Consider the following 25,532-nt stretch of genomic DNA (forward strand, 5'->3'; position numbering starts at 1 on the left):
GGGCGCCGGGGGGTCCGGCCGCGCGGGCGGGATCCCACCCGTTCGCCGCCCCGGCCGGGCCCCGCCGTGGGGCCCCCCGCGGTCCCGGCCGCCCCGCCCGGGCCGGCGCCCGGCCCGGCGTGCCCGGCCTGCACGGACGCGGAGTAGGAGAGCAGTGGTGCGCTGTCGAGTCCGCCGTGCGGATCGGACTCGGCGACCACCGTGGCCACGGTCGGCACGCCCCGACGGCGCACCCGGTGGCGAAGGCGCACTTCGGCGGCGCACCAGAACAGGAGTGCGCCGCCGAAGAGGGCAAGTATCAGGCCCCCGACCGTCGCCGTCGTCGTCTCCACCCCGAGCCCCCAGCCTTGTCCACAGCCTGTGGACAGAGCCTCACAGTCGGGGGCCAACGGGGGACAGACACCCGGAGGCCGTCCGGCGAACCAGGGGATACGGAGAGGTGAATCGGACGACCGCAGATGGCCCGAAGCCGACCCGGAAGGACGCGGGGAACTCCAAGGGCCCCCGAACGACCCCGAGGGAGCGCGAGGGAGCACAAGGCATCGCGCTTGGTTGCGCGTGGCGGCGGGGCGTGAAACGACGGGACGTCGCGAAGGGCGCGATCAGGCCACGGGGCTGATGAACCCCTGCTCCGTGAGCATGCGCAGCGACTCCGGCACCCGGTCCCGCAGCACCACCCGGTCCTCGCCGAGCAACTGCGCGATCGCGTCCACGATCTCGCCCGCCGACAGCGTCCCGTCGCAGACGCCGACGAACCCGGCGCCCACCGTGTCCACCTTGGTGGCGCGCCGCATGCCCCGGTTGTGGCGCAGGACCACGTGCTCCGGGTCCTCCGCCCCGGGCGCACCGACCTGCTCCTGGACCACCTCGTCGGCCAGCACGTACCGGGCCGCCAGCAGGGCCGCGTCGTCGTGCGTCCGCAGGAAGTCCTGCCGGTCGAACCACTCCTCGATGTGCGGGCCGAGCGGCTGCTCGACCGGGTGCGGCCACTCCTCGACCCGGACGGTCGGCCGCTCGGCGCCACCCGCGCGCAGCGTGATCCAGCCGAAACCGATTCCCTCGACCCGCCCGGCCTCGAACGCGTCCAGCCACTCCCCGTACCGGGCCTGGTAGTCACCACCGGGACCGCGGTGGTCACCGCCGTCCCGCAGCCACAGCTCGGCGTACTGGGCGACGTCCTGCACCTCACGCTGGACGATCCAGGCGTCCAGCCCGGTGCCCGCGACCCAGCCGGACAGCCGGTCGTGCCAGTCCTCGCCCTTGACGTGCTGCCAGTTGGCCAGCAGCTGGCAGTAGCCACCCGGTTCCAGCCGGGCGGCGGCGGAGCGGACCAGGCTGCGGCAGAGGTCGTCGCCGGCCATGCCGCCGTCCCGGTAGGTGAACCGGCCGGTCGGCGAGATCACGAACGGCGGGTTGGAGACGATCAGGTCGAACTTCCGCTCCCCGACCGGCTCGAAGAGGCTTCCCTCGGCGGTCTCGGCGTGGTCGAAACCGGACAGCGCCAGAGTGAGCTCGGTGAAGCGCAGCGCCCGCGCGTTGACGTCGGTCGCGGTGACCCGCTGGGCGTGCCGGGCCGCGTGAAGCGCCTGCACACCGGAGCCCGAGCCGAGGTCCAGCGCGGACCTGACCGGCCGGCGCACCGTGATGTTGGCCAGCGTGGTGGACGCGCCCCCCACACCGAGCACCAGGTCCTTGCGGGCCACCCCGTGCGCGGTCTCACCGGACCCGATCCCGCCGGCGCCGCCGACCGCACAACCCAGGTCGGAGACCACCCAGGCGTCCGCGCTCGGCAGACCGGCGACCTCGTCGGCGTACGGGCGGACGTCGACGGTGGCCCGCACCAGATCGCCGTCCGTCCGCAGCCAACCGTCGGTCAGGCAGTCCTCGACGGGCAGCGCGGCGGCGGCCGCCCGGTACGGCACGGGCTGCTGCAGCAGGAAGAGCCGCACCAGCGTCTCCAGCGGGCTGCCGCCGCGGGTCGCCCGCAGCGCGGGCACCGCCTCGCTGCGGGCCAGCGCCGCGTACCCGGTGGGCCCGAGCAGGTCCAGGCAGCCGTCGGCGGTGTACGAGGCGGCGAGCAGGGCCTCGCGCAGTCTGGCGAGGCGGGTCGGGTCGAGAACGGGGCTACTGATCACCCCGACATTGTCCCCCGCCCGGTCGCCCCCGCTCCCCTCGGCAGCCCCTCGAAGGTCCCCCGAAAGCTCCTCAACGGCCCCGTGACGGATCCGTGCAGGTCCACGCGCCGACCCCGTGGCGGGGCTCCGGGGCCGGGTCGGGCCCGGAGGGACGTCCCACCGGCCGGACAGCGATTCGAGCAGCGCGAACGCCCCCTCGGCAGGTCGGGCGAAGGGGCGGACGAGGGGGGCGGACGAGGGGGCGGAACAGCGGGTCCGACGGCGACAACGGCTCGGTCGGGGATACCGGTGCGGATACGGATACCGGTGCGGGTGCGGGAGGTGCGGGTGCGGTCCGTCAGCTCGCCGAGGGGACGGGGGCGGAGGAAGGCTGAGCGGCGGCGGGATCCGTCGCGGCGGGGCTGCCCGCCGGGCTCGTACCGTCCGCCGTGCCGGGAGCCGGAGTACCGGGAGCCGCCGTGCCCGTGGCGCCCGCCGACGGAGCCGCGGCAGCCGTGCCCGGCTTGCAGCCCTCCTGCTTGGCCATCGCCGCACCCAGCTCGCCGCGCTGAAGCTTGCCCTGTGCCTGTGTGGAGAGCGAGGCCAGCTGCTGAATCTGGTCGGAGATGCTGCGGAGTCCGTCGGCGAACTTCCCCTGGTCGGTGTTGGGCAGCGCGTCCAGCTTCTTCTGGACCTCCAGGTACCCGTCGGCCGCCTTGGTGAGCTCGGCGACGGTGTCCTTCTGGAGAGTGGCCCCGTCGTCCACCTTCGGCGCTCCCGCGCCGTCGATGGCCGCAGCGATGTCCTGGTTGGTCTTGGCCAGCCGCCCGATGTCCGCCGAGAGACGCTTCTGGAGGTCGACCGGGACCTCGCCGGTCTTCACCTGGCCGGTGTCCGCCAGCGCGGCCTGCGCCTGGGCGATCGGGTCCTTGGCCCCGCCGCACACCTTCACCGCCCAGGAGTCCAGCTGCTTGCTGTTGTCGTCGCCGCAGCCGACGGCGCCGAACGCAAGCAGCGCGCCGAGCGCGGGTACGGCCAGCAGTCGCTTGTTCACCGGGAGAAGCCCTTTCGGTTTCGGTCGTCGAACAGCGAACCTACACGGCCGCCGCACGACCCCCGGTTCCCGCCCGTACGGGCCGCGCCCGTGCTCCGACCGTCGCCGGAAGGTCGGGACGGAGACAGTTCGAGGGCGCGCCGAAGGTACGACGAGGGCACGCAGCAGGGAGGAACTGCGAAGGAGGGCTGCCGCTCGAAGAGGCGTGGCGCCCCGGGTGACCGACCACCGGTGACCGGGCAGCCGTCACCTCACGGCCAGCGAGCGACGACCTCCGGCGGGCCTGCCGGGACCAGCCGGTCAGCCCGTGAGCACGTCGGCCGGGACCGGCCAGCTCATCCGGATCAGACCGCCACCGGTGCCGCTGGTGACCTCAAGGTCCTCGACCAGGCCGGTGAGCACCGCGAGACCGAGCGTGTCCTCGTCCGGATCGACGCCTTCCGCCGAACCGGCGGCGGTCGGGACGGTGTCGAGGCCGGCCTCGTCCTCGACCTCGATGAGGAAACGCTTCTCCTGGTCGATGAGGGCCACCCGCACCGCGCCGGTGATGCCACCACGCTGGTGCAGACCGACCGCGCGGGAGCATGCCTCACCGACGGCGAGCCGCACCTCGTCGAGCACCGACTCGTCGACCCCGACTCGTCTGGCGACTGCCGCGGCGACCAGCCGGGCCGTACGGACGTGCTCGGGAAGCGCACTGAATCGAAGTTCGACGGTTGCCATCTCTCCCCCTCGGGGTGCTCCGACCGGGGCCGGGCATACGGCCGCTGCGGGCCGACGTCAGTCGGCCCCTGGGCGGACCGACGGGCCGGGGCCGCAACAGGGCCCCGGCTCCCGGCCGCGTTGAGAATCGGGCGGGCCGACCACGGAGGGCCGACCCGGCCGGATCGGTCGGGTCAGTCGGTCGCGTTGACCGCGTCGTCCACCGAGTTGTGGATCGGGAAGACCTTGGTCAGGCCGGTGATGCGGAAGATCTTGAGGATGCGCTCCTGGTTGCAGACCAGTCGCAGCGAACCCTCGTGGGCGCGCACCCGCTTCAAGCCGCCCACCAGCACACCGAGCCCGGTGGAGTCCAGGAAGTCCACGCCCTCCATGTCGACGACGAGGTGGTAGCTGCCGTCGTTGACGAGCTCGACCAGCTGCTCACGCAGCTTCGGGGCGGTGTACACATCGATCTCGCCGCCAACCTCGACGACCGTGCGATCGCCGACTGTACGGGTCGACAGGGACAGGTCCACGGAACCTCCAGCACCTTGCCTTGCTACGTCATTGCGATCCTCGGCCGGACGGCCGCCACCGCATGGTCACAAGCCTCGGGCACGCCCAGCCAATGCGGCAAGCCTCGGCGCTGCGACCCCCGGCCGTACGGCCGACACGGCCACATTCAACCACTTGTGACCATGCCCGCACGATGGCTTGGGACGATTCTCCGTCACTCCGGTGACACACTGGGTCCTCATGCCGCCGCGTCACAGCCTGCCCGAGGCACTGCTCACGACCCTGTCCACCACCCGCGGGCGGTCGGACCGGCTCACCCATACGGAGCACCTTCCCGCCCGGGCCGCCCGCTATTCACCGTGGCCCGACCGGATCCGGCCCGAGATCGTCGAGTCCGCCCGGGCCCTGGGCGTGGAACGCCCCTGGGCCCATCAGGCAGAAGCAATGAATCTGGCCAAATCCGGCCATACTGTGGTGATCGCCACAGGAACCGCCTCGGGCAAGTCCCTCGGCTACCTGGCCCCCGTCCTCTCCGATCTGCTGGACGGAACCGAAGCCCGCAACGGGCGCGGCGCCACCGCGCTCTACCTCGCCCCCACCAAGGCACTCGCCGCCGACCAGCGCCGCCGGGCCGCGGACCTCGCGCCGCCCCGGGTCCGGGCCGCCCTCTACGACGGCGACACCCCGCCCGAGGAACGCGAGTGGGTCCGCCAGTACGCCTCGTACGTGCTCACCAACCCGGACATGCTGCACCGCGGCATCCTGCCCGCCCACGCCCGCTGGTCCTCCTTCCTCAAGACCCTGCGCTACGTCGTGATCGACGAGTGCCACAGCTACCGCGGCGTGTTCGGCTCGCACGTCGCCCAGGTGCTGCGGCGGCTGCGCCGGATCTGCGCCCGGTACGGATCCGAGCCCACCTTCCTCCTCGCCTCCGCCACCACCGCCGACCCGGCCGTCACCGCACGGCGACTCACCGGCCTGCTCGCCGACGCGGTCACCGAGGACGCCTCCCCGCGCGGGCCCGTGGTCTTCGGGCTCTGGGAGCCGCCGCTCACCGAGAACGTCGGCGAGCACGGGGCGCCGGTCCGCCGGACCGCCACCGCCGAGGCCGCCCACCTCCTCACCGACCTCGTCGAACGGGAGATCCGCACCGTCGTCTTCGTCCGCTCCCGCCGCTCCGCCGAGCTGGTCGCCCTGCAGACCCAGGACCAGCTCGGCCGCCCGCTCGCCGACCGGGTGGCCGCCTACCGCGGGGGCTACCTCGCCGACGAGCGCCGCGCCCTGGAACGCGATCTGCACTCCGGCCGGCTGCTCGGCCTCGCCTCCACCTCCGCACTGGAGCTCGGTGTCGACATCTCCGGCCTGGACGCCGTCCTGATGGCCGGCTACCCCGGCACCCGGGCCTCGCTCTGGCAGCAGGCCGGACGGGCCGGGCGCGAGGCCCAGGGCGCCCTCGCCGTCCTGATCGCCCGGGACGACCCGCTGGACACCTACCTGGTGCACCATCCGGAGGCGCTGTTCGCCACCCCGGTCGAGGCCACCGTGCTGGACCCCGACAATCCGCACGTCCTCGCCCCGCACCTGTGCGCGGCCGCCGCCGAGCTCCCGCTGACCGACACCGACCTGGAACTGTTCGGCCCCTCCGCCGGACCGCTGCTGCCGATACTGGAGCGACGCGGGCTGCTCCGCCGTCGCGGCGACGCCTGGTACTGGACCCGCCGCGAACGGGCCGCCGACGGCGTCGACCTGCGGGGCAGCGGCGGCAGCCCGGTGCAGATCGTCGAGGCCCCGACCGGGCGGCTGCTCGGCACCGTGGACGCCTCCGCCGCCCACACCACCGTCCACACCGGCGCCGTCCACCTCCACCGGGGCCGCAGCTACCTCGTCCGGGAGTTCGACCTCGACAACTCGGTCGCGCTGGTCGAACCCGCCGACCCGCCCTACACGACCGCCGCCCGCGACATCACCTCCATCTCGGTGCTCTCCACCGACACCACCGTCGACTGGGGCGAGGGCCGGCTCAGCTTCGGCTCCGTCGAGGTGGTCAACCAGGTGGTCGGCTACCTCCGCAAGCGGATCTCCACCGGCGAGATCATGGGCGAGAGCAAGCTCGACCTGCCGCCGCGCACCCTGCGCACCCGCGCGGTCTGGTGGTCCGTCACCGAGGACCAGCTCCTCGACGCGGACATCCCGCTCGACCAGTTGCCCGGCGCCGCTCACGCCGCCGAGCACGCCTCGATCGGGCTGCTCCCGCTCTTCGCCACCTGCGACCGCTGGGACATCGGCGGCGTCTCGGTACCGCTCCACCCGGACACCGGACTGCCCACCGTCTTCGTCTACGACGGCCACCCCGGCGGTGCCGGATTCGCCGAGCGGGGCTTCCAGCGGGCCGTCCAGTGGCTGACGGCCACCCGGGAGGCGATCGCGGCCTGTGAGTGCGAACGCGGCTGCCCCTCCTGCGTGCAGTCGCCCAAGTGCGGCAACGGGAACGACCCGCTGGACAAGGCGGCGGCCGTCCGGATGCTGGACGTGCTGCTCGCAGGAGCGCCCGCCGTGCCGGCCGCGGAGCGGCTGGAACCGGCAGCGGCCACCGGGGAAGCGGACGGCTCCGAACCGGCGGAAGCGGCGGACGCGGTCGAAGCGGCGGAAACGGTCGAAGCGGGGCCTGAGGGACGGACGACCGCGGCCGGGGAGGTCGGGGGCGTCGGGGAGGCGTTCGAAGCCGGGGAAGCCGGAGGTTCATGAGCCCGTCCCCTCGGTCTGGGCGGCCGTCACCGCCGGGCCGGCCACCGCGGTGACGGCCTCGCCGACCGCGGCGCGCGCGTCCTCGTCCGTCGGGGCGACCGCCGCACGGACCGGGCCGGCCCGGGACCGGGCACGCGCCGGCCCGACCGGCAGGCGGACCGGCAGCCCGGTGACCGGCACCTCCGCCACCACGTCGACGGCATCGGCCTCCCGGTCCACCGTGCAGGAGACCACCGTGGCCGCCTGCACGGCCGCCACGGCCCGGGCCCGGTCGCAGCCGCCGTCCGCGTCCAGCAGCAGCCGGTCGGCCGCCGCGAGCGCCGCGAGGTCGGCGGCGGACTCCGCGCGGTGGCGGGCGCCGACCGCCACACCCACCGACAGCAGGACGGTGAACGCCGCGCAGCCCAACAGCGCGCACACGACCAGCCAGACCGTCGCCGACCCGCCGTCGTGCCCGCCGCCGCGGGCCCCCGCCCGACCGGAGCGGAACCGCAGCGCGCCGCGCGCCCGAGCCACGACACGCGTCAGCTCGGCCACGGGCCGGCACCTCCCTCCCCGCCCCGCAAGGTGTCCTCCCGCGCTGCCACGGCCGCCGCGCCCAGCCGGACCGAGAGCACGCTCCCGAGCCCGCCCGGTGCCGTGGACGGCGCGTCCACGGTGACCCGGACCGTGTCCGCCGCCAGGTCGATCCGGACCTCCGCCCCCGGCGGGGCGACCGCCCGCGCGATCCCGGCGGCATCCGTCTCGCCCCGCGCCGCCGCCCTGGCTCCTTCCCTCGCCGCATCCACGCACCGCACCTGGGCACCCGCCGCGAGTACGGCCCAGACCAGCATCGCGGCCAGCAGCACCAGCGCCGGCAGCGCGACAGCGGTTTCGGCGGTGACGAAGCCACCGTCGCCCCGCCGCCGGCGCCGCCCGTTCCGGCCGGTCGGGGCGAGCCGACCGGAACGGGCGGCACAGGAGCCGCAGCCGGCAGGAAGCAGCCGGGCACACCGCCCTGCGGACGGTGCCTCAGGTCGCATGGAGCGCACGGTCCAGGACGTCGGTGAGGGCTCCGATGACCGCCGGGCTGGTCACCACCTTGTAGAGCCCGGCAGCCAGCGCGCACGCCCCGAGCGTGCCGACCGCGTATTCCGCCGTGGTCATCCCGGCGTCCGAGCGGGCCCTCGCCCGGCCGGCCCGCCGGATCCGACGGATCGCCCAGCGGCCCCGTCGCCGCCCCATCCGCACCAGTCGGCCGAGCGAACTGCCGCTGTCGAAAACGGGCTTGAGCACTGCATCCATGGTTCTCTCCTTGGATCGATTCAGGTGTCGACCGGGCCGGGCGGAGCGGCCTCCACCGCGCCCTCCGCACACTGCGTCCGGTACCGATCGACATGTTTGACGAGGCGTCACATTTGCTGCGTGAAGCGAGAGGTGAGCCCCACCACCACCGGGACCACACCCAGCAGGACGAAGGCCGGGAGGAAGCAGAGCCCGAGCGGCATGGTGGCCAGCACGCCGGCCCGGCGGACCCGCGTGTGCGCCGCCCGTACGGCCTCCGCTCGTTGGCCGCCCGCCAGTCCGGTGAGCGCCTCGGCCGCCGGGGTCCCGCTGAGGCTCGTCCGGACCAGGCAGCGGGCCAGCGGTGCCAATCGCGGATGCTCCTCGCCCAGTCGGCGCCAGCAGTGTTCCGGCGGCGCGCCCAGGGCGAGTTCCGCCGCCGCTGCCATCAGCCGGGGACCCATCGGGGCTCCCACGCTCCGGCCGACCGCTGCGACGGCCTCCGCCGGCGAGCCCGCCGAGCCTAGGCAGGCCGCCAACAGCTCCGCGGTGAGCGGCAGCTGTCGGACCAGCCGTTGTTCGTCCGACAGGGCTCGCCGCTCCGCCGGGGACCGGGCCCGCGGCAGCCGCCGGTACAACCCCGCCGCCACCAGTAGACCCACCACCGGGCCTGCCCCACCGCCGAGGAACGCCGCTGCGCCGATCCCCGCGGAGAGCGCCGCGACCCCCCGCCGAGCCCGCTCCGCCACGGCGGCTCCCCTGTTGGAGGGCTCCGCCCGAACACCGCCCGGCCACCGGCGGGCCGGGGCGTCTCCGGCCCTTGGCGGCCCCGCTGTCGGCACCCTGGCCGTTCGCCACTTCGCCGCCCGCCGCCGGGCCGTCCTCCGGACACGCCACCCGCTCAGCGGCAGCGCACCCGCCGCCATGGCCGGGCCCAGGACGGTCCAGTCCATCGCCCGCATCACGCCGACCTCACCTTCCCTGCGAACGATCCGCTCGACCGTCCCTCCCGAGGGCGGGTCCGGGTGATCCCGCACCGCCGGCCGGACCCGGGCTCCGGGCGGCCCTCGGCCGTCCGGCCGCGGAACGGACCCGTTTCCCGGGCGTCCTCCGACGCCGACCGGACGATGCGCGACGTCCAGGCCAGGCCGATCCCTTCCAGCGCCGCCCCTGCGACCAGGCAGGCCAGCCCGGCGGGTGTGTGGAGCAGGACGTCCACCGGTCGGGCGCCGATGGCCGCGCCGAGCAACAGCCCCACGAGCGGCAACCCGGCCAGGACCGCGACCGTGGCGCGCGGCGCCGCCAGCTCGGCGGCGATCTCCTCGGACAGCGCCCGTTCGACGCGCAGTGCCTCGGCCACCCCGTCCAGACCGGCCGCCAGGCCCGTTCCACCGTCGGAGGCCACCCGCCAGCAGGCGGCGATCGCAGCCGCTCCACGGCCTCCCGGCAACTCGGCGAGCAGCAGGAGTGCGGCGGGCACATCCGCGCCGTACCGGCCGGCCGCGAGCCGGGCGACCGGCTCCGCCCCGAGCCGGCCCAGCTCCGCCCGGTCTGCGGCGATCCGCGTGGTCACCACGTGCAGCGCCTGTTCGGGCGTCGCTCCGCTGCGCAACTCACCCGCCAGTCCGGCACAGAGCTCCACCACCGCGGCCGCCCGGCGTCCGGCCCCGGCCGCCGCCGCGCGCCGCAGCCGCCACCTCCGCAGCGGCAGGGCGGCCAGTGCGGCGGCCAGGGCCGGAACGGGCGAGACCGTCACCCATCCGGCCGCCAGTCCACCGGGCAGGAGCAGCAGTTCGGGTGCACCCCTGGCGGCCCGCCAGGACGCGCCCACCCGGCTGCCGAACGGCACGGCTCCACGCCGCCGGGGCCTACGCCCCCGCCCGTGACCGGCGGATCCCCGGGACCCGCCGGCCTCGCCGGACTCACCGGCCCGCCCGGCGAGCAGGTGCCCGGCCCGCCGTACACCCGCCAACTGCCGCTGCAGGCACCACCGGCCGGCCGCCGCCGCCCCGCAGAGGGCCGCCGCCCAACAGAGTTCGACCCGGTCAACCGTCACGTCCGCCACCAGCCTCTCGCCGAGTTCTCCCGTTCCAGGGACCGAGCAACAGCACCGCGCCCACCCCACACCCGCCCAGCAGCAGGACGAACGCCACCTGCACCGAGGCCGCCGTCACGGCGGCCCGCCCGCGAGCCGAACCCCCCGGTCGGCCAGCAACCGGGTCAACCGCTCCCAGCCGGCCCCCGGCACCGCGCCGCCGTCCGCCGTGAACGTCACCGCGGGGGTGGTGACGGCCAGCCCCTGCCGGTCGCCGGCCAAGGTGTGGATCTCGGCGATCCGTCGCCTCCCGGTGGCCGGCTCCCGCACGAGGTGCACCACCACGTCCAGCGCCGCGCGGAGTTGGCTGTGCACGGCCGCCCGGTCCAGCCCGGCCAGCGAACCGAGCGCCTCCAGCCGGACCGGGACGTCCGCCGCGGTGTTGGCGTGGACGGTCCCGGTGCCGCCTTCGTGGCCGGTGTTGAGGGCGGCCAGGAGATCCGACACCTCGGCCCCGCGCACCTCCCCGACCACCAGCCGGTCGGGCCGCATCCGCAGTGCCTGGCGGACCAGGTCCCGAAGGGTCAGCTCGCCCAGCCCCTCCTGGTTCGGCGGGCGACTCTGCAGCCGGACCACGTGCGGGTGGTCCGGACGCAGCTCGGCGGAGTCCTCGGCGATGACGATCCGCTCCTCCGGACCGACCAGACCCAGCAACGCCGCCAGCAGCGTGGTCTTCCCCGTGCCGGTGCCGCCGCTGACCAGCATCGAGAGCCGGGCCCGCACGAGGCCCGCGAGCAGCTCCGCGCCGCGCGGCGGCACGGCCCCGCCGGTCACCAGCTCGTCGAGGGTGAAGGGCCTGGGGCGGCAGACCCGCAGCGAGATGTGGGTGCAGCCGGCCGCGATCGGCGGCAGCACCGCGTGCAGCCTGGTGCCGTCCGGCAGCCTGGCGTCCACCCAGGGCCGTGCGTCGTCGAGCCGCCGTCCGGCCGCCGTGGCCAGGCGGTGGGCCAGCCGCCGCACCGCACCGGCGTCCGCGAAACGGACGCCGGTCGCCCGGCGCAGGCCCCCGCCGCGGTCGACCCAGACCTCGTCCGGTCCGTTGACGAGGACGTCCGTGACGTCGGGCGCCGCCAGCAGCCGGTCCAGCGGGCCCGCACCCACCAGTTCGGCGCACAGCGAGCGCACGGTGTCGAGGACGTCGTCGCCGCCGAGCGGCGGCCGGGTGGCGCGCAGCGCGGCCGCGACGGAATCGGCCGTCGGGGCGGCCCCGGACTCGGCCAGCCGCAGCCGGACGGCGTCGACCAGCGCCGCCGCCCGCGCCTCCCGGGCCGTCCGTCCGTAGGGGTTCGGCTCGGGCGGCGGCCCGAGCGCGGGCACGCGCCCTGCGACGGGCACGCTCCGGAGCAACCGCTGTTCGTACGCGCCGGCGCGGCGGCCCGCGACGCCGTCCGAGCCTCCCGCTCTCCGCAGACGGACCATCAGTACACACCTCCCCCGACCGCCGGAACCGGCGGCAGCACCTCGTCCAGAAAGGTCTCGCAGAAGCGGGCGAGCGGGCCGCTCTCCCGGATGCCCGGCGGCACGCCCTGCTCGGTGTCGGCGGCCAGGCCGGGCTCCGGCTCCAGCACGCCGGCGAGCTGCAGCCGCAGTCCCTGCGCGATCTTCCGGGCCGGGATGCCGAAGGGCCCCACGGGCCGCACCACGACCCTGACGTCCTCGATCCGCATCCGGGCGGACGCGGAGACCCGGTCGGAGGCCGCCACCGCGCGCAGCTCGGCCGGCACCACCAACAGGGCCGTGTCGGACTGCTCCAGCGCCTGCCCGGCCGCCGGGTCGAGCCGCCGGGGAACGTCGACCACCACCAGGCCACCGCGGCGGCGGGCGGCGGCCAGCACGCTGCGCATGGCCTCGGGGGGCACGGCCAGCGTGTCGCTCCGGTCCCAGGACAGGCAGGACAGCGCGGTGAGCCGCTTGGGCGCGGGCAGCGCCCGGGTCAGCTCGGCGCCGCTCACCCGGCCGCGTGAGGCGGCCAGGTCCGGCCATCGCAGACCGGCGGCCGTCTCGCTGCCGAGCAGGAGGTCGAGCCCGCCCCCCAACGGATCGCCGTCGACGAGGACGGTCCGCCGTCCGCGGCGGGCGGCGGTCACGGCGAGCGCGCACGCCAGGGTGGACGCGCCCGCGCCTCCCCTCCCGCCGAGCACCGCGACGGTGAGCGCAGGGGTGCCGACGCCCTCCACGGCGTCGGCGATCCGATCGAGCAGCCAGGCCTCCGCGTCGGGCAGGAAGAGCACGTGCTCGGCGCCGAGTTGGACGGCTCTGACCCAGACCCCCGGGTCGTCGAGGTCCAACCCCAGCAGCAGCACCCCGGCCCGACGGGGCAGACCGGCGCACTGCTCGGCCCGGTCGTCGCCGACCAGGACCAGCGACGATCCCTCCCAGAGCTCGCGCGGCGGCGACGCTCCCCGGAGCAGCCGCGGCTCGGTGCCGGCCGCCGCGCAGATCCGCAGCAGGTGCTCGGCCAGGCCGGGGTCCCCGGTGAGGACGAGCGGTCGGGTGGGCGCCGGACCGTTGGCGGTGGCGTGGTCGGTGGTGGGCTTCGACATGGCGGCTCCCCTGTGCGGGTGCCCGGCCGCACGGGGCGGGCCGGGCACACGTCCGGTCGGTGCGACAGCCGGCCGCGGGCCCGCAGCACGGACCCGGTGACCGCTGCCGACCCTCACGGTGGGCGGTGATCCGGATTCCGTCCGCCGGGTTCCGATTCCCTGTGGACAACTCGGGGGTTGTGGAGGAAAACGTTCACTCGGAAGGGAGGCTATTGAGCAAAGAATTGACGAAACGGGCTCACCGAGAAGAACCGGTATAGACCGCACCAAGGGGAAGCAACCGCTCCGGGCGCTGCTGCGGGACCGCCTCGACCGGCCATTCCGCGCGTTCGAGGGGCTGAGGACAGCCATGATCAATGATCTACGGAGAGTGACCAAATCGCCCGAAGGGGCCCGTCGTCGACACCCCCCGTAGATGTCCGCCGGGCCGGCGGGCCGATTCCCCGGCAGTAGCCGTTCAAGCCCTGAAAATGGCCCCGGACGTGCGACGACCCCCGCCGGGGGGGAGAGCGGGGGTCGTCTATCCACGGTCCGACTCGGGGGGGAGGAGCCGGACCGGGTTAGCACGGTCGCGAACGATCCGTGACTTCCATGGTGTACCCGAGCGGCCAGAAACACAAACCCGCACGCCCACGAGTACACCGAATGGCGGGCCGTTTTGTGGTGCCCTCTATCCTCGGTTCCCGTGGACACCACCGAGAACGCCGACGAGTACGCCGACGAGTCCCCGGACTCCACCGCCGGAGCCGCCGAAGCCCCGGGGAGCGACGGAGCGGCCGGGGCAGCCGGGGCGCCCGGGTCGGACGCGACACCCCTGACCGGCCCGCCGGCCGCCCCGGCGCGTCCGGCGGGCCCGCGGACCGCGGCCTTCTTCGATCTCGACAAGACCATCATCGCCAAGTCGAGCGCCCTCGCGTTCAGCCGCCCCTTCTACCAGGGTGGCCTGATCAACCGTCGGGCCGTCCTGCGAAGTGCGTACGCCCAGTTCGTCTTCCTGGTGGGCGGCGCGGACCACGACCAGATGGAGAAGATGCGCGAGTACCTCTCCGCACTCACCCGGGGCTGGAACGTTCAGCAGGTCCGCGAGATCGTCGCCGAGACCCTGCACAACCTGATCGACCCGATCATCTACGACGAGGCCGCCTCACTCATCGAGCAGCACCACGCGGCCGGTCGCGACGTCGTCATCGTCAGCAGCTCCGGCTCCGAGGTCGTCGAGCCGATCGGTGCGCTGCTCGGCGCCGACCACGTGATCGCCACCCGGCTGAAGATCGAGGACGGCTGCTACACCGGCGAGATCGAGTACTACGCCTACGCCGAGAACAAGGCCGCCGCCATCCGGGAGTTGGCCGAGCGCGAGGGCTACGACCTCGCCGAGTGCTACGCCTACAGCGACTCGTCGACCGACCTGCCGCTGCTCGAGGCGGTCGGCCACCCCTCGGCGGTCAACCCGGACCGCGCGCTGCGCAAGGAGGCGGTCGCCCGGGAGTGGCCGGTGCTGGTCTTCGACCGGCCGGTGGAACTCCGGCGTCGGCTCCCGGAGTTCTCGGCGCCGAGCGGCTCGGTGCTGACCGCGGTGGCGATCGGCACGGCGGTGCTCACGGCCGGGGTGATCTGGTACGTGGCGCGACGGCGGCGCCCGACGGCCTGACCCCTGCGGGAAGCACCGGGCACCCGCCGCCGAGCCGAGGGGCAAAACGGGCAAAAGCCGAAGACTTCTCGTTTCGGGTTCCCCTTTCGCCCGAAACGCGATACAAATGAAGCACGGCCCGCGAGACCCGGTCAGGACCCCTAAGAGGTCAAACCGACAACGCAGTTCAGGCCCCACGGACCGCGTACAGATGACTGAGCACCCACATGCAGCCGACCCGCTGTCGGGCCGCCGCACCAGACGAACGGGCAGGATCCCCGTCTGATGGGCACTTCCGGTGCATGCATGGTCACCCGGCATCTGTGCCAGCGGCGGCACCCGGCAGGATCAGGTGCCGCCGCATCTCTTCGTCCCGGCGCCTCCCGGCCCGGGACCCCCGGCCGCAGCCCCTCGACCGCCCTTGACACCGGTCGGACCGCGCGTCCGGTCAGACCATGCCGCGCTGCATCGCCTCGCAGACCGCCGTGGACTCCCGAACCCCGAGCCGCAGGGCCCGGCCGCAGTGGCCGATCCAGGCGGCCAGCCCCTCCGGCGTCCCCGCCAGGTAGCCGGCCAGCGCCCGCCGGTAGGCATCGGTCCCCAGCTCCGCCAGGCCGACCTCGGCCGGGCAGATCGACTTCGGGTCGAGCCCCTCGGCGATCAGCACGATCCGCTGGGCGGCCCGGGCGATCAGGCCGTTGTGGGAGCCGAACGGCCGCAGCGCCAGGAGCTCGCCGTGCACCACCGAGGCGACCACCAGGGCCGGCGTGCCGACGCCCTGCCCCTCCGCACGGGCCACCAGCAGCCGGGAGAGCTGGTCGAGCCTGGCGGCGACCTCCTCCGAGCCCGGCGCCGGGGACAGCACGGGCACCGGCCCGTCCACCGCACCCGGCACCGCGGACTCGACGCCCTCCACCGGCTTCAGCTCCAGCGGGAACGGATCGTCGGCACCCTCGCCCGCCTGGCGCGGCCGGCCCGCGGGGGCGTCGGAGTCCCCCACCGCGAGCAGGTGCAGCCGGGCCAGCACCTGGAGCGGCGAGTGCCGCCAGACGCTGAGCAGCTGGCCGGCCTCGGCCGAGATCCGCAGGGCGGCGCCGACCGCCCGGGCCTCGGGGTCGGCGCCGAAGTCGCTGCGCCGCCGGACCTCCTCCAGCGGCCAGTCCGCCCCCGCCAGCGCGGCGGAGGCCCGGGCGCCCCGCAGGGCGGACTCCGAGGTGACCTCGGCCGCGCGGCGGCGCATCACCCGGTGGCCGTAGAGGCGGTCGACGGCCTTGCGCACCTCGGCCACCGCGTCGGGCACCCCGGGGAGCTGGGCCAGCGGGGCGAGGGGATCTGTTCCAGTGCTCACCTACCCGAGGGTAATGAACCGGGGCCACTCCCGGAACGGCAACCTCGCATCACCCTTTAGAGGCAATCCTCACTTCCCTCCGGCGAACCACCCGAAACCCCGGATAGCATGGCCGCTATCGGAAGCGATAACGATTTCCAGTTCTGGAGATCGTCGCCCCCGGCCGCGGAGCGGACGAGCGACCGCGGCGGGCCCCAGAGCGAGCGAGAGCCGGAGTCCCAGATGAAGATCGCCTTCGTCGGCAAGGGCGGCAGCGGCAAGACCACGCTGTCCGCACTGTTCATCCGCCACCTGGCCGCCTCGGGCCGCCCGGTCATCGCCGTCGACGCCGACATCAACCAACACCTCGGCCCCGCACTTGGCCTGACGGACGCGCAGGCCGCCGAACTGCCCTCGCTCGGGGCCCACCTGCCCGACATCAAGGAGTACCTGCGCGGCTCCAACCCGCTGATCCGGTCCTCCGAGGAGATGATCAAGACGACCCCGCCCGGACGGGGCTCGCGCCTGCTCCGGATCGTCGAGGAGAACCCGGTGTACGCGGCCTGCGCCCGCCCGGTCGCGCTCGACGAGGGCTCGGTGCGACTGCTGGCGACCGGCGCGTTCACCGAGGAGGACCTCGGGGTGGCCTGCTACCACTCCAAGGTCGGCGCGGTCGAGCTGCTGCTCAACCACCTGGTCGACGGCCCGGACGAGTACGTCGTGACCGACATGACCGCGGGCTCCGACTCGTTCGCCTCCGGCCTGTTCACCCGTTTCGACCTGACCTTCCTGGTCGCGGAACCGACCCGCAAGGGCGTCTCGGTCTACCGCCAGTACCGCGACTACGCGCGCGACTTCGGCGTGCGACTGCGCGTGGTGGGCAACAAGGTGCAGGGGCCGGAGGACCTGGAGTTCCTCCGCCGCGAGGTCGGCGACGACCTGCTGACCGCCTTCGGGCACTCCGACTGGGTGCGCCGGCTGGAACAGGGCGCCAACCCGCAGCTGCGAGCCCTGGAGCCGGCCAACCGCGCCGTGCTGGACGAACTGCGCGCGGAGGCGGACACCACGTACGGGCAACGGGACGCCCGCCGCTACACCGAGCAGGCCGTCCTCTTCCACCTCCGCAACGCCGAGAGCTGGGCCAACGCCAAGGTCGGCATCGACCTCGCCACCCAGGTGGACCGGGGCTTCGTGCTCGGCGACCGGCTCGCCGCGGCCGACGAACCCGCCGCGGCCGGCGCTCCGGCCTGACCGGCGGCGGCCCTCCGCCGCCCCGACGCCACCGACGGGCCGCGGTCTCCCCACCCCGGGGAGGCCGCGGTCCGTCCGGCTCCCCGGCCCGAATCCCCGGCCCCGGCCCCGGCGACGGCGGTCCCGAGCGCCCGACGCTGCCGCAGGGCACTCCCACCAGCAGATTCCCGTCCGTTCGAGCACCACCCAATGGGGTGAACGGCACGGTTATTGCCTGTCGCCCGGGATGACGCTGTGCAAAGATCCCATTACCCTCGGTTTACTGAGTCTTGATATTCACCTCGGTCCCGACGACCTCTCCGAGGCATGGCTCCTCCCATCGCCCCGGGCGAGCAGCCGTCGGGGCTCCTGATGGTCCACGGTCCGGCCGGTGACACCCGCACTCCCCGCCGCGACCACGCCATCCCGCCACGCCGTCGCGACCCACGACAGCCGATCCGACCCGCCGGGCCCGTCACCGGGCTCACCGCACCGCCGGACCTGACTGCGTTCGTTCCCCCGGAAAGACGGGAAGACTATGACCCTCGACATCTCCGGCGCACCCATCGCCTCCGACACCACCGACCACGCCCCGCCGGGCAGACGTCCCCGTGTCCCCTGGGCACCGGACCTCTCCGCCTCCCTCGTGGTCTTCCTGATCGCCGTGCCGTTCTCGCTCGGCATCGCCCTGGCCACCGGCGCCCCGCTCACCTCCGGCCTCGCCGCGGCAGCGGTCGGCGGGATCGTGGTCGGCCTGTTCGGCGGCACCCCGCTCCAGGTGAGCGGCCCCTCCGCCGCGCTGACCGTGATCACCGCCGGACTGATCTCCCAGTACGGCTGGCAGGCCACCTGCGCCATCACCCTCGCCGCCGGCCTGCTGCAACTCCTGCTCGGGGTCAGGAGGGTGGCGCGCACCGCTCTCGCCGTCTCTCCCGCCATCGTGCACGGGATGCTGGCCGGCGTCGGCCTGACCATCGCCATCGCGCAGCTGCACGTCGTCCTCGGCGGCTCTCCGCAGAGCTCGGCGACGGCCAACCTGCTCGCCCTTCCCGGCCAGTTGGCGGTCCCGCATCCGGCCGCCCTGGCCGTCGGCACCGTCACCGCGGTCGTCCTGCTCGGCTGGCCCCGGCTGAACCGGCTCCCCGGCCGGGCCGGCGTGTTCGGGTCCCGGCTCGTCAGGGTGCCCGGACCGCTGGCCGCCGTCGCCTTCGCCACCACGCTCTCCGTCGCGCTGGACCTCCGGCTCGCCCGGGTCGAGCTCCCCGCCTGGCAACCGCACGACCTCGTCCCCGACCTGCCCCACGGACCGCTCCCCGCCGTCCTGGCCGCCGTGCTGACCGTCACCGCCGTGGCGAGCGTCGAATCACTGCTCTCGGCCGTCGCCGTCGACCGGATGTCCCACCGGACCGGGGACCTCGACCGCGAGCTGCGCGGCCAGGGCCTCGCCAACATGGTGAGCGGCCTCGTCGGCGGTCTGCCGATCGCCGGCGGAGCGGTGCGCAGCACGGCCAACGTCCGCGCCGGGGCCACGAGCCGTCGGTCCTCGATCCTGCACGGAGTCTGGGTGCTGGCGGCGGCGCTGGCCCTCACCGGCGGGCTGCGCCGGATCCCGCTCTCCGCGCTCGCCGCCCTGGTGCTCGTGGTCGGCCTGCAGATGGTGAGCTTCGCGCACATCCGCAAGGTCCACCGGCACCGGGAGTTCCCTGTCTACCTCACCACCGTGGCGGGCGTGGTGCTGCTCGGCGTCCTGCCGGGCGTGGCGCTGGGAGCCGCGACCGCCGTCCTGCTCGCCCTCTACCGGCTGACCCGCGCCCACGTGGACGTCCTGACCGGTCCCGACGGCTCGTTCACCGTGGAGACGCACGGTCCGCTCACCTTCACCGCCGTGCCGCGGCTCAGCCGGTCCCTCGCCGGGATCCCGGCCGGCGCCGATGTCGCGGTCGTCCACGACGGCTCCTTCCTCGACCACGCCGCGTACGAGACCCTGCACAGCTGGCGCACCGGGTACCAGGCCGGCGGCGGCCGCGTCTCGATGGTGACCCACCGCCAGGACGACGAGGTCCTCGACCCCGACGGCACCGTCCGTACCGGCAGCTCTCCCGGCCCGCACCGCTGCCGCGCCTGGACGCCCTGGGTCGGCCACCACTGCGTCGAACAGCAGGAGGACCCGCACGGACGACTGCTGGACGGGGTCCGGGTGTTCCAGCTGCACACCGCCCCGCTGGTCCGGCCCGAACTGGCCCGGCTCGCCCGGGAGGGACAGACGCCGTCCCAGCTCTTCCTGACCTGCGCGGACTCGCGGATGGTCACCAGCATGATCACCAACAGCGGCCCCGGCGACCTCTTCACCGTCCGCAACGTCGGCAACCTGGTGCCGGCGCCGTTCGAGCCGGGGGCGGCCGACGACTCGGTGGCGGCGGCGGTGCAGTACGCCGTCGAGGTCCTGGAGGTCGGTTCGATCACGGTCTGCGGCCATTCGGGCTGCGGGGCGATGAAGGCGCTGCTGGACGGGCTGCACGAACAACCGGGCCCGCCGACCCCGCTGGCCCGGTGGCTGCGCAACGGCCGCGGTTCCCTGGACCGGCTGCGACGGGTCCCGGCCGAGTTCACGGCCCGGCCGGTGGTCGACCTGGTCGAGCAGCTCTGCATCACCAACGTGGTCCAGCAGCTGGACCAGTTGCTGGCCAACCCCGCCGTGGAGCGACGGGTGGCCGAGGGCACGCTGAGGCTGGTCGGGATGTACTTCGACTTCGCCACGGCGCAGGCCTACGTGCTCGATCGCGAGAGCGGCCGGTTCAGCCCGGTCGAGGCACTGGGCGCACCGGGCGAGACCTCCCCCCGTGCTCACGCCCACGCCCCTGCGGCCGCCGTCATGGCCGCCACAGCGGTCGCGTCCGCCGCGTCCACTTCGGCCGCCGACTGCGACACGCCCGAACGGGTGAAGGAATTCGAAGAGGTCCCACCTTCCGGTACGGACCCCTCCGACGCGACCAGGACCGGGGGCGGTCCGGGCCTGGCCGCCTGAGAGCCGGGCCCGCGTCCCGCCGGGCGGGCCAGGACGCGGGCCCACCTCCGCCACACCCTCCAGAGGTGCCCCGGCCTCGGGCGACCGTTCGACGTCCGGTCAAAGGTCTACACCAATTCACCGGAGCCTCTTGTCAAGTGACCTCTTCGCCTGGTGAGCTGTGCGCTGGGACACACGGGACAATCCCCACGCACGGGAACGATCCCGATCATGACTCGATGAGGAGTGCGCGTTGAGCAACGAGAGCCTGGCCAACCTGCTCAAGGAGGAACGGCGCTTCGCCCCGCCGGCAGAGCTCGCCGCAGCCGCCAACGTCACCGCGGCCGCATACGCTCAGGCCTCCGAGGACCGCCTCGGTTTCTGGGCCGAGCAGGCCCGCCGCCTCACCTGGGCCGTCGAGCCCACCGAGACACTCGACTGGTCCAACCCGCCGTTCGCCAAGTGGTTCGCCGACGGCAAGCTCAACGTGGCCTACAACTGCGTCGACCGCCACGTCGAGGCGGGCAACGGCGACCGCGTCGCCATCCACTTCGAGGGCGAGCCCGGCGACAGCCGCTCCATCACCTACGCCCAGCTCAAGGACGAGGTCTCACAGGCCGCCAACGCCCTGCTGGAACTCGGGGTCCGCAAGGGCGACCGGGTCGCCGTCTACCTGCCGATGATCGCCGAGGCCGTCGTCGCGATCCTCGCCTGCGCCCGGATCGGCGCCACCCACTCGGTGGTCTTCGGCGGCTTCTCCGCCGACGCCGTCGCCTCCCGCATCCAGGACGCCCAGGCCAAGCTCGTCATCACCGCCGACGGCGGCTACCGGCGCGGCAAGCCCTCCGCCCTCAAGCCCGCCATCGACGAGGCACTGACCAAGGTCGACGGCGTCGAGCACGTCCTGGTCGTCCGCCGCACCGGCCAGGACGTCTCCTGGACCGAGGGCCGCGACGTCTGGTGGCACGAGGCCACCGCCCGCCAGTCCACCGAACACACCCCCGAGGCGCACGACGCCGAGCACCCGCTCTTCATCCTCTACACCTCGGGCACCACCGGTAAGCCCAAGGGCATCCTGCACACCTCCGGCGGCTACCTCACCCAGGCCAGCTACACCCACCACGCCGTCTTCGACCTCAAGCCGGAGTCCGACGTCTACTGGTGCACCGCCGACATCGGCTGGGTCACCGGCCACTCGTACATCGTCTACGGCCCGCTCTCCAACGGCGCCACCCAGGTCATCTACGAAGGCACCCCCGACACCCCCCACCAGGGCCGGTTCTGGGAGATCGTCCAGAAGTACGGCGTGACGATCCTCTACACCGCGCCCACCGCGATCCGCACGTTCATGAAGTGGGGCGACGACATCCCCGCGAAGTTCGACCTCTCGTCGCTGCGGGTCCTGGGCAGCGTCGGCGAGCCGATCAACCCCGAGGCGTGGATCTGGTACCGCGAGCACATCGGCGGCGGCAAGGCCCCGATCGTCGACACCTGGTGGCAGACCGAGACCGGCGCCATGATGATCAGCCCACTGCCCGGCGTCACCGAGACCAAGCCCGGCTCGGCCCAGCGCGCGCTCCCCGGCATCGGCGCCACCGTCGTCGACGACGAGGCCCGCGAGGTCCCCAACGGCTCCGGCGGCTACCTCGTCCTCACCGAACCGTGGCCGTCCATGCTCCGCACCATCTGGGGCGACGACCAGCGCTACATCGACACCTACTGGTCGCGGTTCGAGGGCCGCTACTTCGCCGGTGACGGTGCCAAGAAGGACGAGGACGGCGACATCTGGCTGCTCGGCCGGGTCGACGACGTCATGCTCGTCTCCGGCCACAACATCTCGACCACCGAGGTCGAGTCGGCCCTGGTCGGACACCCGTCCGTGGCCGAGTCCGCCGTGGTCGGCGCCGCCGACGCCACCACCGGCCAGGCGATCGTCGCCTTCGTCATCCTCCGCGGCACCGCCGCCGACAGCCCCGAGCTGGTCGAGGAGCTGCGGGCGCACGTCGGCCGGACCCTCGGCCCGATCGCCAAGCCGAAGCAGATCAAGGTCGTCGGCGAGCTCCCGAAGACCCGCTCCGGCAAGATCATGCGCCGTCTGCTGCGCGACATCGCCGAGGGCCGCGAGATCGGCGACACCACCACCCTCGCCGACTCCACCGTGATGAACCTCATCCAGGCCCAGCTCCCCCCGGCGGGCAGCGAGGGCTGACCTGGCCGACCGGCCGAGAACGCCGGAAGACCCGGAGACCACGGTGCCCCCGGGCGGTTGCGACCGCCCGGGGGCACCGTGGTCGGAGACGGCGGGGGTGGACCGGTGACCTGCGGCGGCCGGCCCGTCAGCCCCGGCGCTCGGCGACCAGCGTGCGCAGGGTCTCGTAGGCGCCCTGGACCAGGCTCCGGCTGCGCAGCGGCAGCGCGCCGGCCATCACCGCGATCCCGACCTGGGCACGCGGGCTGAACCCGACGAAGGTGGTGGACCTCCGGGTGACCCCTGCGTGGTAGACCAGCTCGTCGCCCATCGTGCCCACGGTGCCCAGCGCGCCCTCCATGCCCTGCGCACCGGCGCCCGACTCCGCCGGGGACTCCGGACCCGGCCGGGCCGCCGAGCGCGACGCGCCCGCCAGTTCTGCCACGTCCGCCCCGTCCGAAGGATCCTCGGGATCCTCGGGATCCGCCGGACCCCGGTGTGACCACAACGCGCGGTGGTTCCAGCCCAGACAGATCCGGGGGCCGCCGCGCCGCCCGCCAGTGCGCGGCCGACGCACCTCCCCCAGCGCCATCCGCAGCACGGCCGCGTCGGCCCGCTCGGGGAGCGGCACGGCGTCCAGTGCCAGGTTCGCCTGCAGGTAACGGAGCATGTCGTCCGCCGTGGAACGGAGCGCGGCGGCGCCCGGGAGGGCGGGCAGCCGGAAGGACGGCACGCGCCTACCGCGCCGGTAGCCGGCGTAATCCTCGCGGCCTGCGGGTAGCCGGGGGCGGCGTCGGCGGGCAGGTAACGGTCGATCGGATCGTCGTAGCCGACCTCGCCGCGGGCCGCCATCTCGGCGAGCAGCAGCCCGGTGAAGGTCTTGGTGACGGAGCCGAGCTCGAAGCGGGTGTCGGCACGAACCGGGCGTTCGACGGAGCGGTCGACGTGCCCGCGGCAGGCGACCGTCCGCTCGTCCCCACGGATCACCACCACGGCGGCACCGCCACCCGGGGCGGCGGCCCGGAAGAGCGGGCGGAGCAGGCGGTCGAGGTCCGGCCCGGGCTCGGAGGCAGCGGCAGAGGCAGCGGCAGAGGCCGAACCGGAGGCGGAACCGGAGCCCGGACCGGGCCGATGACCGGGCAGGCGGTCCGGCCGGTCGTCCGGCCGGTGGTCGGACGAGGCGTCGGGACCGGGCGAGCGGTGGAGGGCGCCGTTCATCACCGCGGGCTCCGGTGGGAGGGCCGCGACGGGAGTCGTAAGAGGGGTGGTCCGGGCATGGTGGTGCCTCCCGAGGAGGAAGGGAACGGGGCTGGACACCGGCCGGGCTGAACCGGGCCGGCGCCTGCGGTCGACGATAGGGAGCGGTTCACCCGTCTGCATGCCGCAGACTCCGTTCGGGTGTCGCACCTCCGTTCGGACGGGTGCAGAACGGGCCGCCAAGTCCTAAGTCCTGAAGTATGACAATCCGGACGTCGCCTTGCCGTTCCCGCTAGAATGTCAACGACGCATCAAGATTCCGCGTCACAGGGCGCGCCGGGAAGTCTGGTCGGCACTGCACCACAGGTGCATCCGGACACCGTTTCCCCGCCCCAGGAGGTCCCTCGTGGCCAGCCAGCCGCCCGCCCAAGAGCCGACGACCCGACGCCGCCAGCTCCTCGGCAGGTTGTCCCTCCCCGAGCGCACGTACATCACCGACGCCCTGCGGACGGAGACGGTCGGCGGCATCCTGCTGCTGATCGCCGCGGTGATCGCCCTCATCTGGGCCAACGTCTGGCCGCACGCGTACGAGAGCGTCCTCGACTACACCGTCGGGCCCTCCGGACCGCTCCACCTGGACCTCACGCTGGACGCGTGGGCCAAGGACGGGCTACTGACGATCTTCTTCTTCGTGGCCGGCATCGAACTGAAACGCGAGTTCGTCGCCGGCGAGCTGCGGACCCCGAGTGCCGCACTGCTGCCGGTGGTGGCCGCGGTCTGCGGCGTCACGCTGCCTGCCGTCCTCTTCGCCCTCGCCAACTCGGGCGCCGGCGGCCACCCGGGCGGCTGGGCGATCCCGACCGCCACCGACATCGCCTTCGCGCTGGGCGTGCTGGCCGTGGTCGGCAGCCACCTGCCGTCCGCGCTGCGGGCCTTCCTGCTCACCCTCGCCGTGGTGGACGACCTGATCGCCATCCTGATCATCGCGATCTTCTACAGCTCCGGCATCAAGTTCTGGGCGCTCGGACTGGCCTTCGCCGGGCTGGTGCTGTTCTGGTTCCTGCACCGGCGCGGGGTGCACGGTTGGTACCTGTTCGTTCCGCTGGCCTTCCTGAACTGGGCGCTGATGCACGAGAGCGGCGTGCACGCCACGGTGGCCGGCGTCGCGATGGGCCTGATGCTCCGCTGCCACCGGGAGGGCGACGAGAAGCAGTCCCCCGGCGAGCACATCGAACACCTCGTCCGCCCGGTCTCGGCGGGGCTGGCCGTGCCGGTGTTCGCGCTGTTCGCCGCCGGGGTGACGATCACCGGGCCGGCACTCGGCGAGGTGTTCACCCAGGCCACCCCGCTCGGCATCATCCTCGGCCTGCTGGTAGGCAAGACCGTGGGCATCTTCGGCGGTACCTGGCTGGCCGCGCGCTTCACCCGCGCCGAGCTGAACCCGCAGCTCAAGTGGGCGGACATGTTCGCGGTCTCGGTGCTGGCCGGCATCGGCTTCACCGTCTCACTGCTGATCAGCGAACTGGCCTTCCCGGACGACCCGGCGCTGGCCGACCGTTCCAAGGCCGCCGTCCTGGTGGGCTCGCTGCTCTGCGCGCTGATCGCCACCGTCCTGCTGAAACTGCGCAACCGCCACTACCAGGAACTGTGCGAGGAGGAGGACCGCGACCTGGACGGCGACGGCGTCCCCGACGTCTACCAGCTCGACGACCCCGCCTGGCAGGCCCGCATGGCCGAACGGGCCCGTGCAGCCGAGCGGGCCGGCGGGACGGAGCCCACCCGCCCCACCGAGAAGGGCCCGGACGGGACCCGCTGAGGCGGCCCGAACGCCGGGACACGTCCCTCCGGCGGGGCCCCCGGAGTGGTGTGCGCTCGGGCGGTAGGGGCATGATTCTGAACTGTCGACAGTCCACCGACGCCGCCG

The 25,532-nt window shown here is 74.0% G+C and carries 19 protein-coding genes and 2 pseudogenes; 6 read left to right on the forward strand and 15 right to left on the reverse strand.

Annotated elements, in window-relative coordinates:
* The 5 genes and pseudogenes from ACFWOG_RS10445 to bldG form a co-directional block, all read right to left on the reverse strand.
* Positions 1-332 (reverse strand): annotated as a pseudogene (locus ACFWOG_RS10445) (hypothetical protein); the annotation flags it as partial.
* A 270-nt stretch (positions 333-602) separates the two neighbouring features.
* Positions 603-2,135: a methyltransferase gene (locus tag ACFWOG_RS10450; RefSeq protein WP_329952391.1), complete on the reverse strand. Its 1,533-nt coding sequence runs from the start codon at positions 2,133-2,135 to the stop codon at positions 603-605.
* A 337-nt stretch (positions 2,136-2,472) separates the two neighbouring features.
* Positions 2,473-3,168 carry a hypothetical protein gene (locus ACFWOG_RS10455; protein ID WP_329885692.1) on the reverse strand — a complete coding sequence of 232 codons (696 nt, stop codon included), beginning with the start codon at positions 3,166-3,168 and terminating at the stop codon, positions 2,473-2,475.
* A gap of 300 nt (positions 3,169-3,468) precedes the next feature.
* Positions 3,469-3,891, reverse strand: a complete 423-nt coding sequence (locus tag ACFWOG_RS10460; RefSeq protein ID WP_329885693.1) for an ATP-binding protein — start codon at positions 3,889-3,891, stop codon at positions 3,469-3,471.
* A gap of 173 nt (positions 3,892-4,064) precedes the next feature.
* A complete protein-coding gene (bldG, locus tag ACFWOG_RS10465) occupies positions 4,065-4,406 on the reverse strand; it encodes an anti-sigma factor antagonist BldG (RefSeq protein WP_327678470.1) in 342 nt (113 codons plus the stop codon).
* Between the two features lie 220 nt (positions 4,407-4,626).
* Between bldG and ACFWOG_RS10470 the strand changes: the two genes are divergently transcribed.
* Positions 4,627-7,131, forward strand: a complete 2,505-nt coding sequence (locus tag ACFWOG_RS10470) for a DEAD/DEAH box helicase (protein WP_380356742.1) — start codon at positions 4,627-4,629, stop codon at positions 7,129-7,131.
* On the opposite strand, the gene ACFWOG_RS10475 is transcribed toward ACFWOG_RS10470, so the two are convergent.
* The 7 genes from ACFWOG_RS10475 to ssd all read right to left on the reverse strand — a co-directional run bounded on the left by ACFWOG_RS10475 (position 7,126) and on the right by ssd (position 13,032).
* Positions 7,126-7,668, reverse strand: coding sequence for an Rv3654c family TadE-like protein (locus tag ACFWOG_RS10475; RefSeq protein ID WP_380356745.1), 543 nt, complete (start codon positions 7,666-7,668; stop codon positions 7,126-7,128). The genes ACFWOG_RS10470 and ACFWOG_RS10475 overlap by 6 nt on opposite strands.
* The gene (locus tag ACFWOG_RS10480; protein WP_380356749.1) at positions 7,656-8,153 is read right to left on the reverse strand and encodes a TadE family type IV pilus minor pilin; all 498 of its coding nucleotides are present in this window, start codon (positions 8,151-8,153) and stop codon (positions 7,656-7,658) included. Before ACFWOG_RS10480 ends, ACFWOG_RS10475 begins: the two co-directional genes overlap by 13 nt.
* Positions 8,143-8,415, reverse strand: coding sequence for a DUF4244 domain-containing protein (locus tag ACFWOG_RS10485; RefSeq protein ID WP_329952395.1), 273 nt, complete (start codon positions 8,413-8,415; stop codon positions 8,143-8,145). The genes ACFWOG_RS10480 and ACFWOG_RS10485 overlap by 11 nt, the downstream gene beginning before the upstream one ends.
* A gap of 107 nt (positions 8,416-8,522) precedes the next feature.
* Positions 8,523-9,143, reverse strand: coding sequence for a type II secretion system F family protein (locus ACFWOG_RS10490; RefSeq protein WP_380356752.1), 621 nt, complete (start codon positions 9,141-9,143; stop codon positions 8,523-8,525).
* A 212-nt stretch (positions 9,144-9,355) separates the two neighbouring features.
* The gene (locus tag ACFWOG_RS10495) at positions 9,356-10,243 is read right to left on the reverse strand and encodes a type II secretion system F family protein (protein WP_380356755.1); all 888 of its coding nucleotides are present in this window, start codon (positions 10,241-10,243) and stop codon (positions 9,356-9,358) included.
* A 321-nt stretch (positions 10,244-10,564) separates the two neighbouring features.
* Entirely contained in the window at positions 10,565-11,908 is a 1,344-nt protein-coding gene (locus ACFWOG_RS10500) for a TadA family conjugal transfer-associated ATPase (RefSeq protein WP_380356758.1), read from the reverse strand.
* On the reverse strand, positions 11,908-13,032 hold the full coding sequence (gene ssd, locus ACFWOG_RS10505; RefSeq protein WP_380356761.1) for a septum site-determining protein Ssd: 1,125 nt from the start codon (positions 13,030-13,032) through the stop codon (positions 11,908-11,910). Before ssd ends, ACFWOG_RS10500 begins: the two co-directional genes overlap by 1 nt.
* An 814-nt stretch (positions 13,033-13,846) precedes the next feature.
* On the opposite strand from ssd, the gene ACFWOG_RS10510 reads away from it, so the two are divergent.
* A complete protein-coding gene (locus ACFWOG_RS10510; RefSeq protein WP_329885759.1) occupies positions 13,847-14,683 on the forward strand; it encodes an HAD-IB family hydrolase in 837 nt (278 codons plus the stop codon).
* 427 nt (positions 14,684-15,110) lie between these two features.
* Here ACFWOG_RS10510 and ACFWOG_RS10515 read toward each other — a convergent pair whose 3' ends face one another.
* Positions 15,111-16,010, reverse strand: coding sequence for an oxidoreductase (locus ACFWOG_RS10515; protein ID WP_380356764.1), 900 nt, complete (start codon positions 16,008-16,010; stop codon positions 15,111-15,113).
* 222 nt (positions 16,011-16,232) lie between these two features.
* Between ACFWOG_RS10515 and ACFWOG_RS10520 the strand changes: the two genes are divergently transcribed.
* The 3 genes from ACFWOG_RS10520 to acs all read left to right on the forward strand — a co-directional run bounded on the left by ACFWOG_RS10520 (position 16,233) and on the right by acs (position 22,432).
* On the forward strand, positions 16,233-17,240 hold the full coding sequence (locus ACFWOG_RS10520) for an ATP-binding protein (RefSeq protein ID WP_380356767.1): 1,008 nt from the start codon (positions 16,233-16,235) through the stop codon (positions 17,238-17,240).
* Positions 17,241-17,757: 517 nt separating this feature from the next.
* The gene (locus ACFWOG_RS10525; protein ID WP_380356770.1) at positions 17,758-20,244 is read left to right on the forward strand and encodes a SulP family inorganic anion transporter; all 2,487 of its coding nucleotides are present in this window, start codon (positions 17,758-17,760) and stop codon (positions 20,242-20,244) included.
* 232 nt (positions 20,245-20,476) lie between these two features.
* Positions 20,477-22,432 (forward strand): acetate--CoA ligase, encoded by a 1,956-nt coding sequence (acs, locus tag ACFWOG_RS10530; protein WP_380356773.1) that lies wholly within the window; start codon positions 20,477-20,479, stop codon positions 22,430-22,432.
* A 127-nt stretch (positions 22,433-22,559) separates the two neighbouring features.
* Here acs and ACFWOG_RS10535 read toward each other — a convergent pair whose 3' ends face one another.
* Entirely contained in the window at positions 22,560-23,144 is a 585-nt protein-coding gene (locus ACFWOG_RS10535; RefSeq protein ID WP_380356808.1) for a hypothetical protein, read from the reverse strand.
* Positions 23,145-23,200: 56 nt separating this feature from the next.
* A pseudogene (locus ACFWOG_RS10540) lies at positions 23,201-23,791 on the reverse strand (serine hydrolase domain-containing protein); the annotation flags it as partial.
* Between the two features lie 223 nt (positions 23,792-24,014).
* On the opposite strand from ACFWOG_RS10540, the gene nhaA reads away from it, so the two are divergent.
* Positions 24,015-25,424: a Na+/H+ antiporter NhaA gene (nhaA, locus tag ACFWOG_RS10545; RefSeq protein WP_329947845.1), complete on the forward strand. Its 1,410-nt coding sequence runs from the start codon at positions 24,015-24,017 to the stop codon at positions 25,422-25,424.
* Positions 25,425-25,532: the final 108 nt, after the last annotated feature.

Source organism: Kitasatospora sp. NPDC058406 (genome assembly GCF_042722765.1).
GTDB lineage: Bacteria > Actinomycetota > Actinomycetes > Streptomycetales > Streptomycetaceae > Kitasatospora.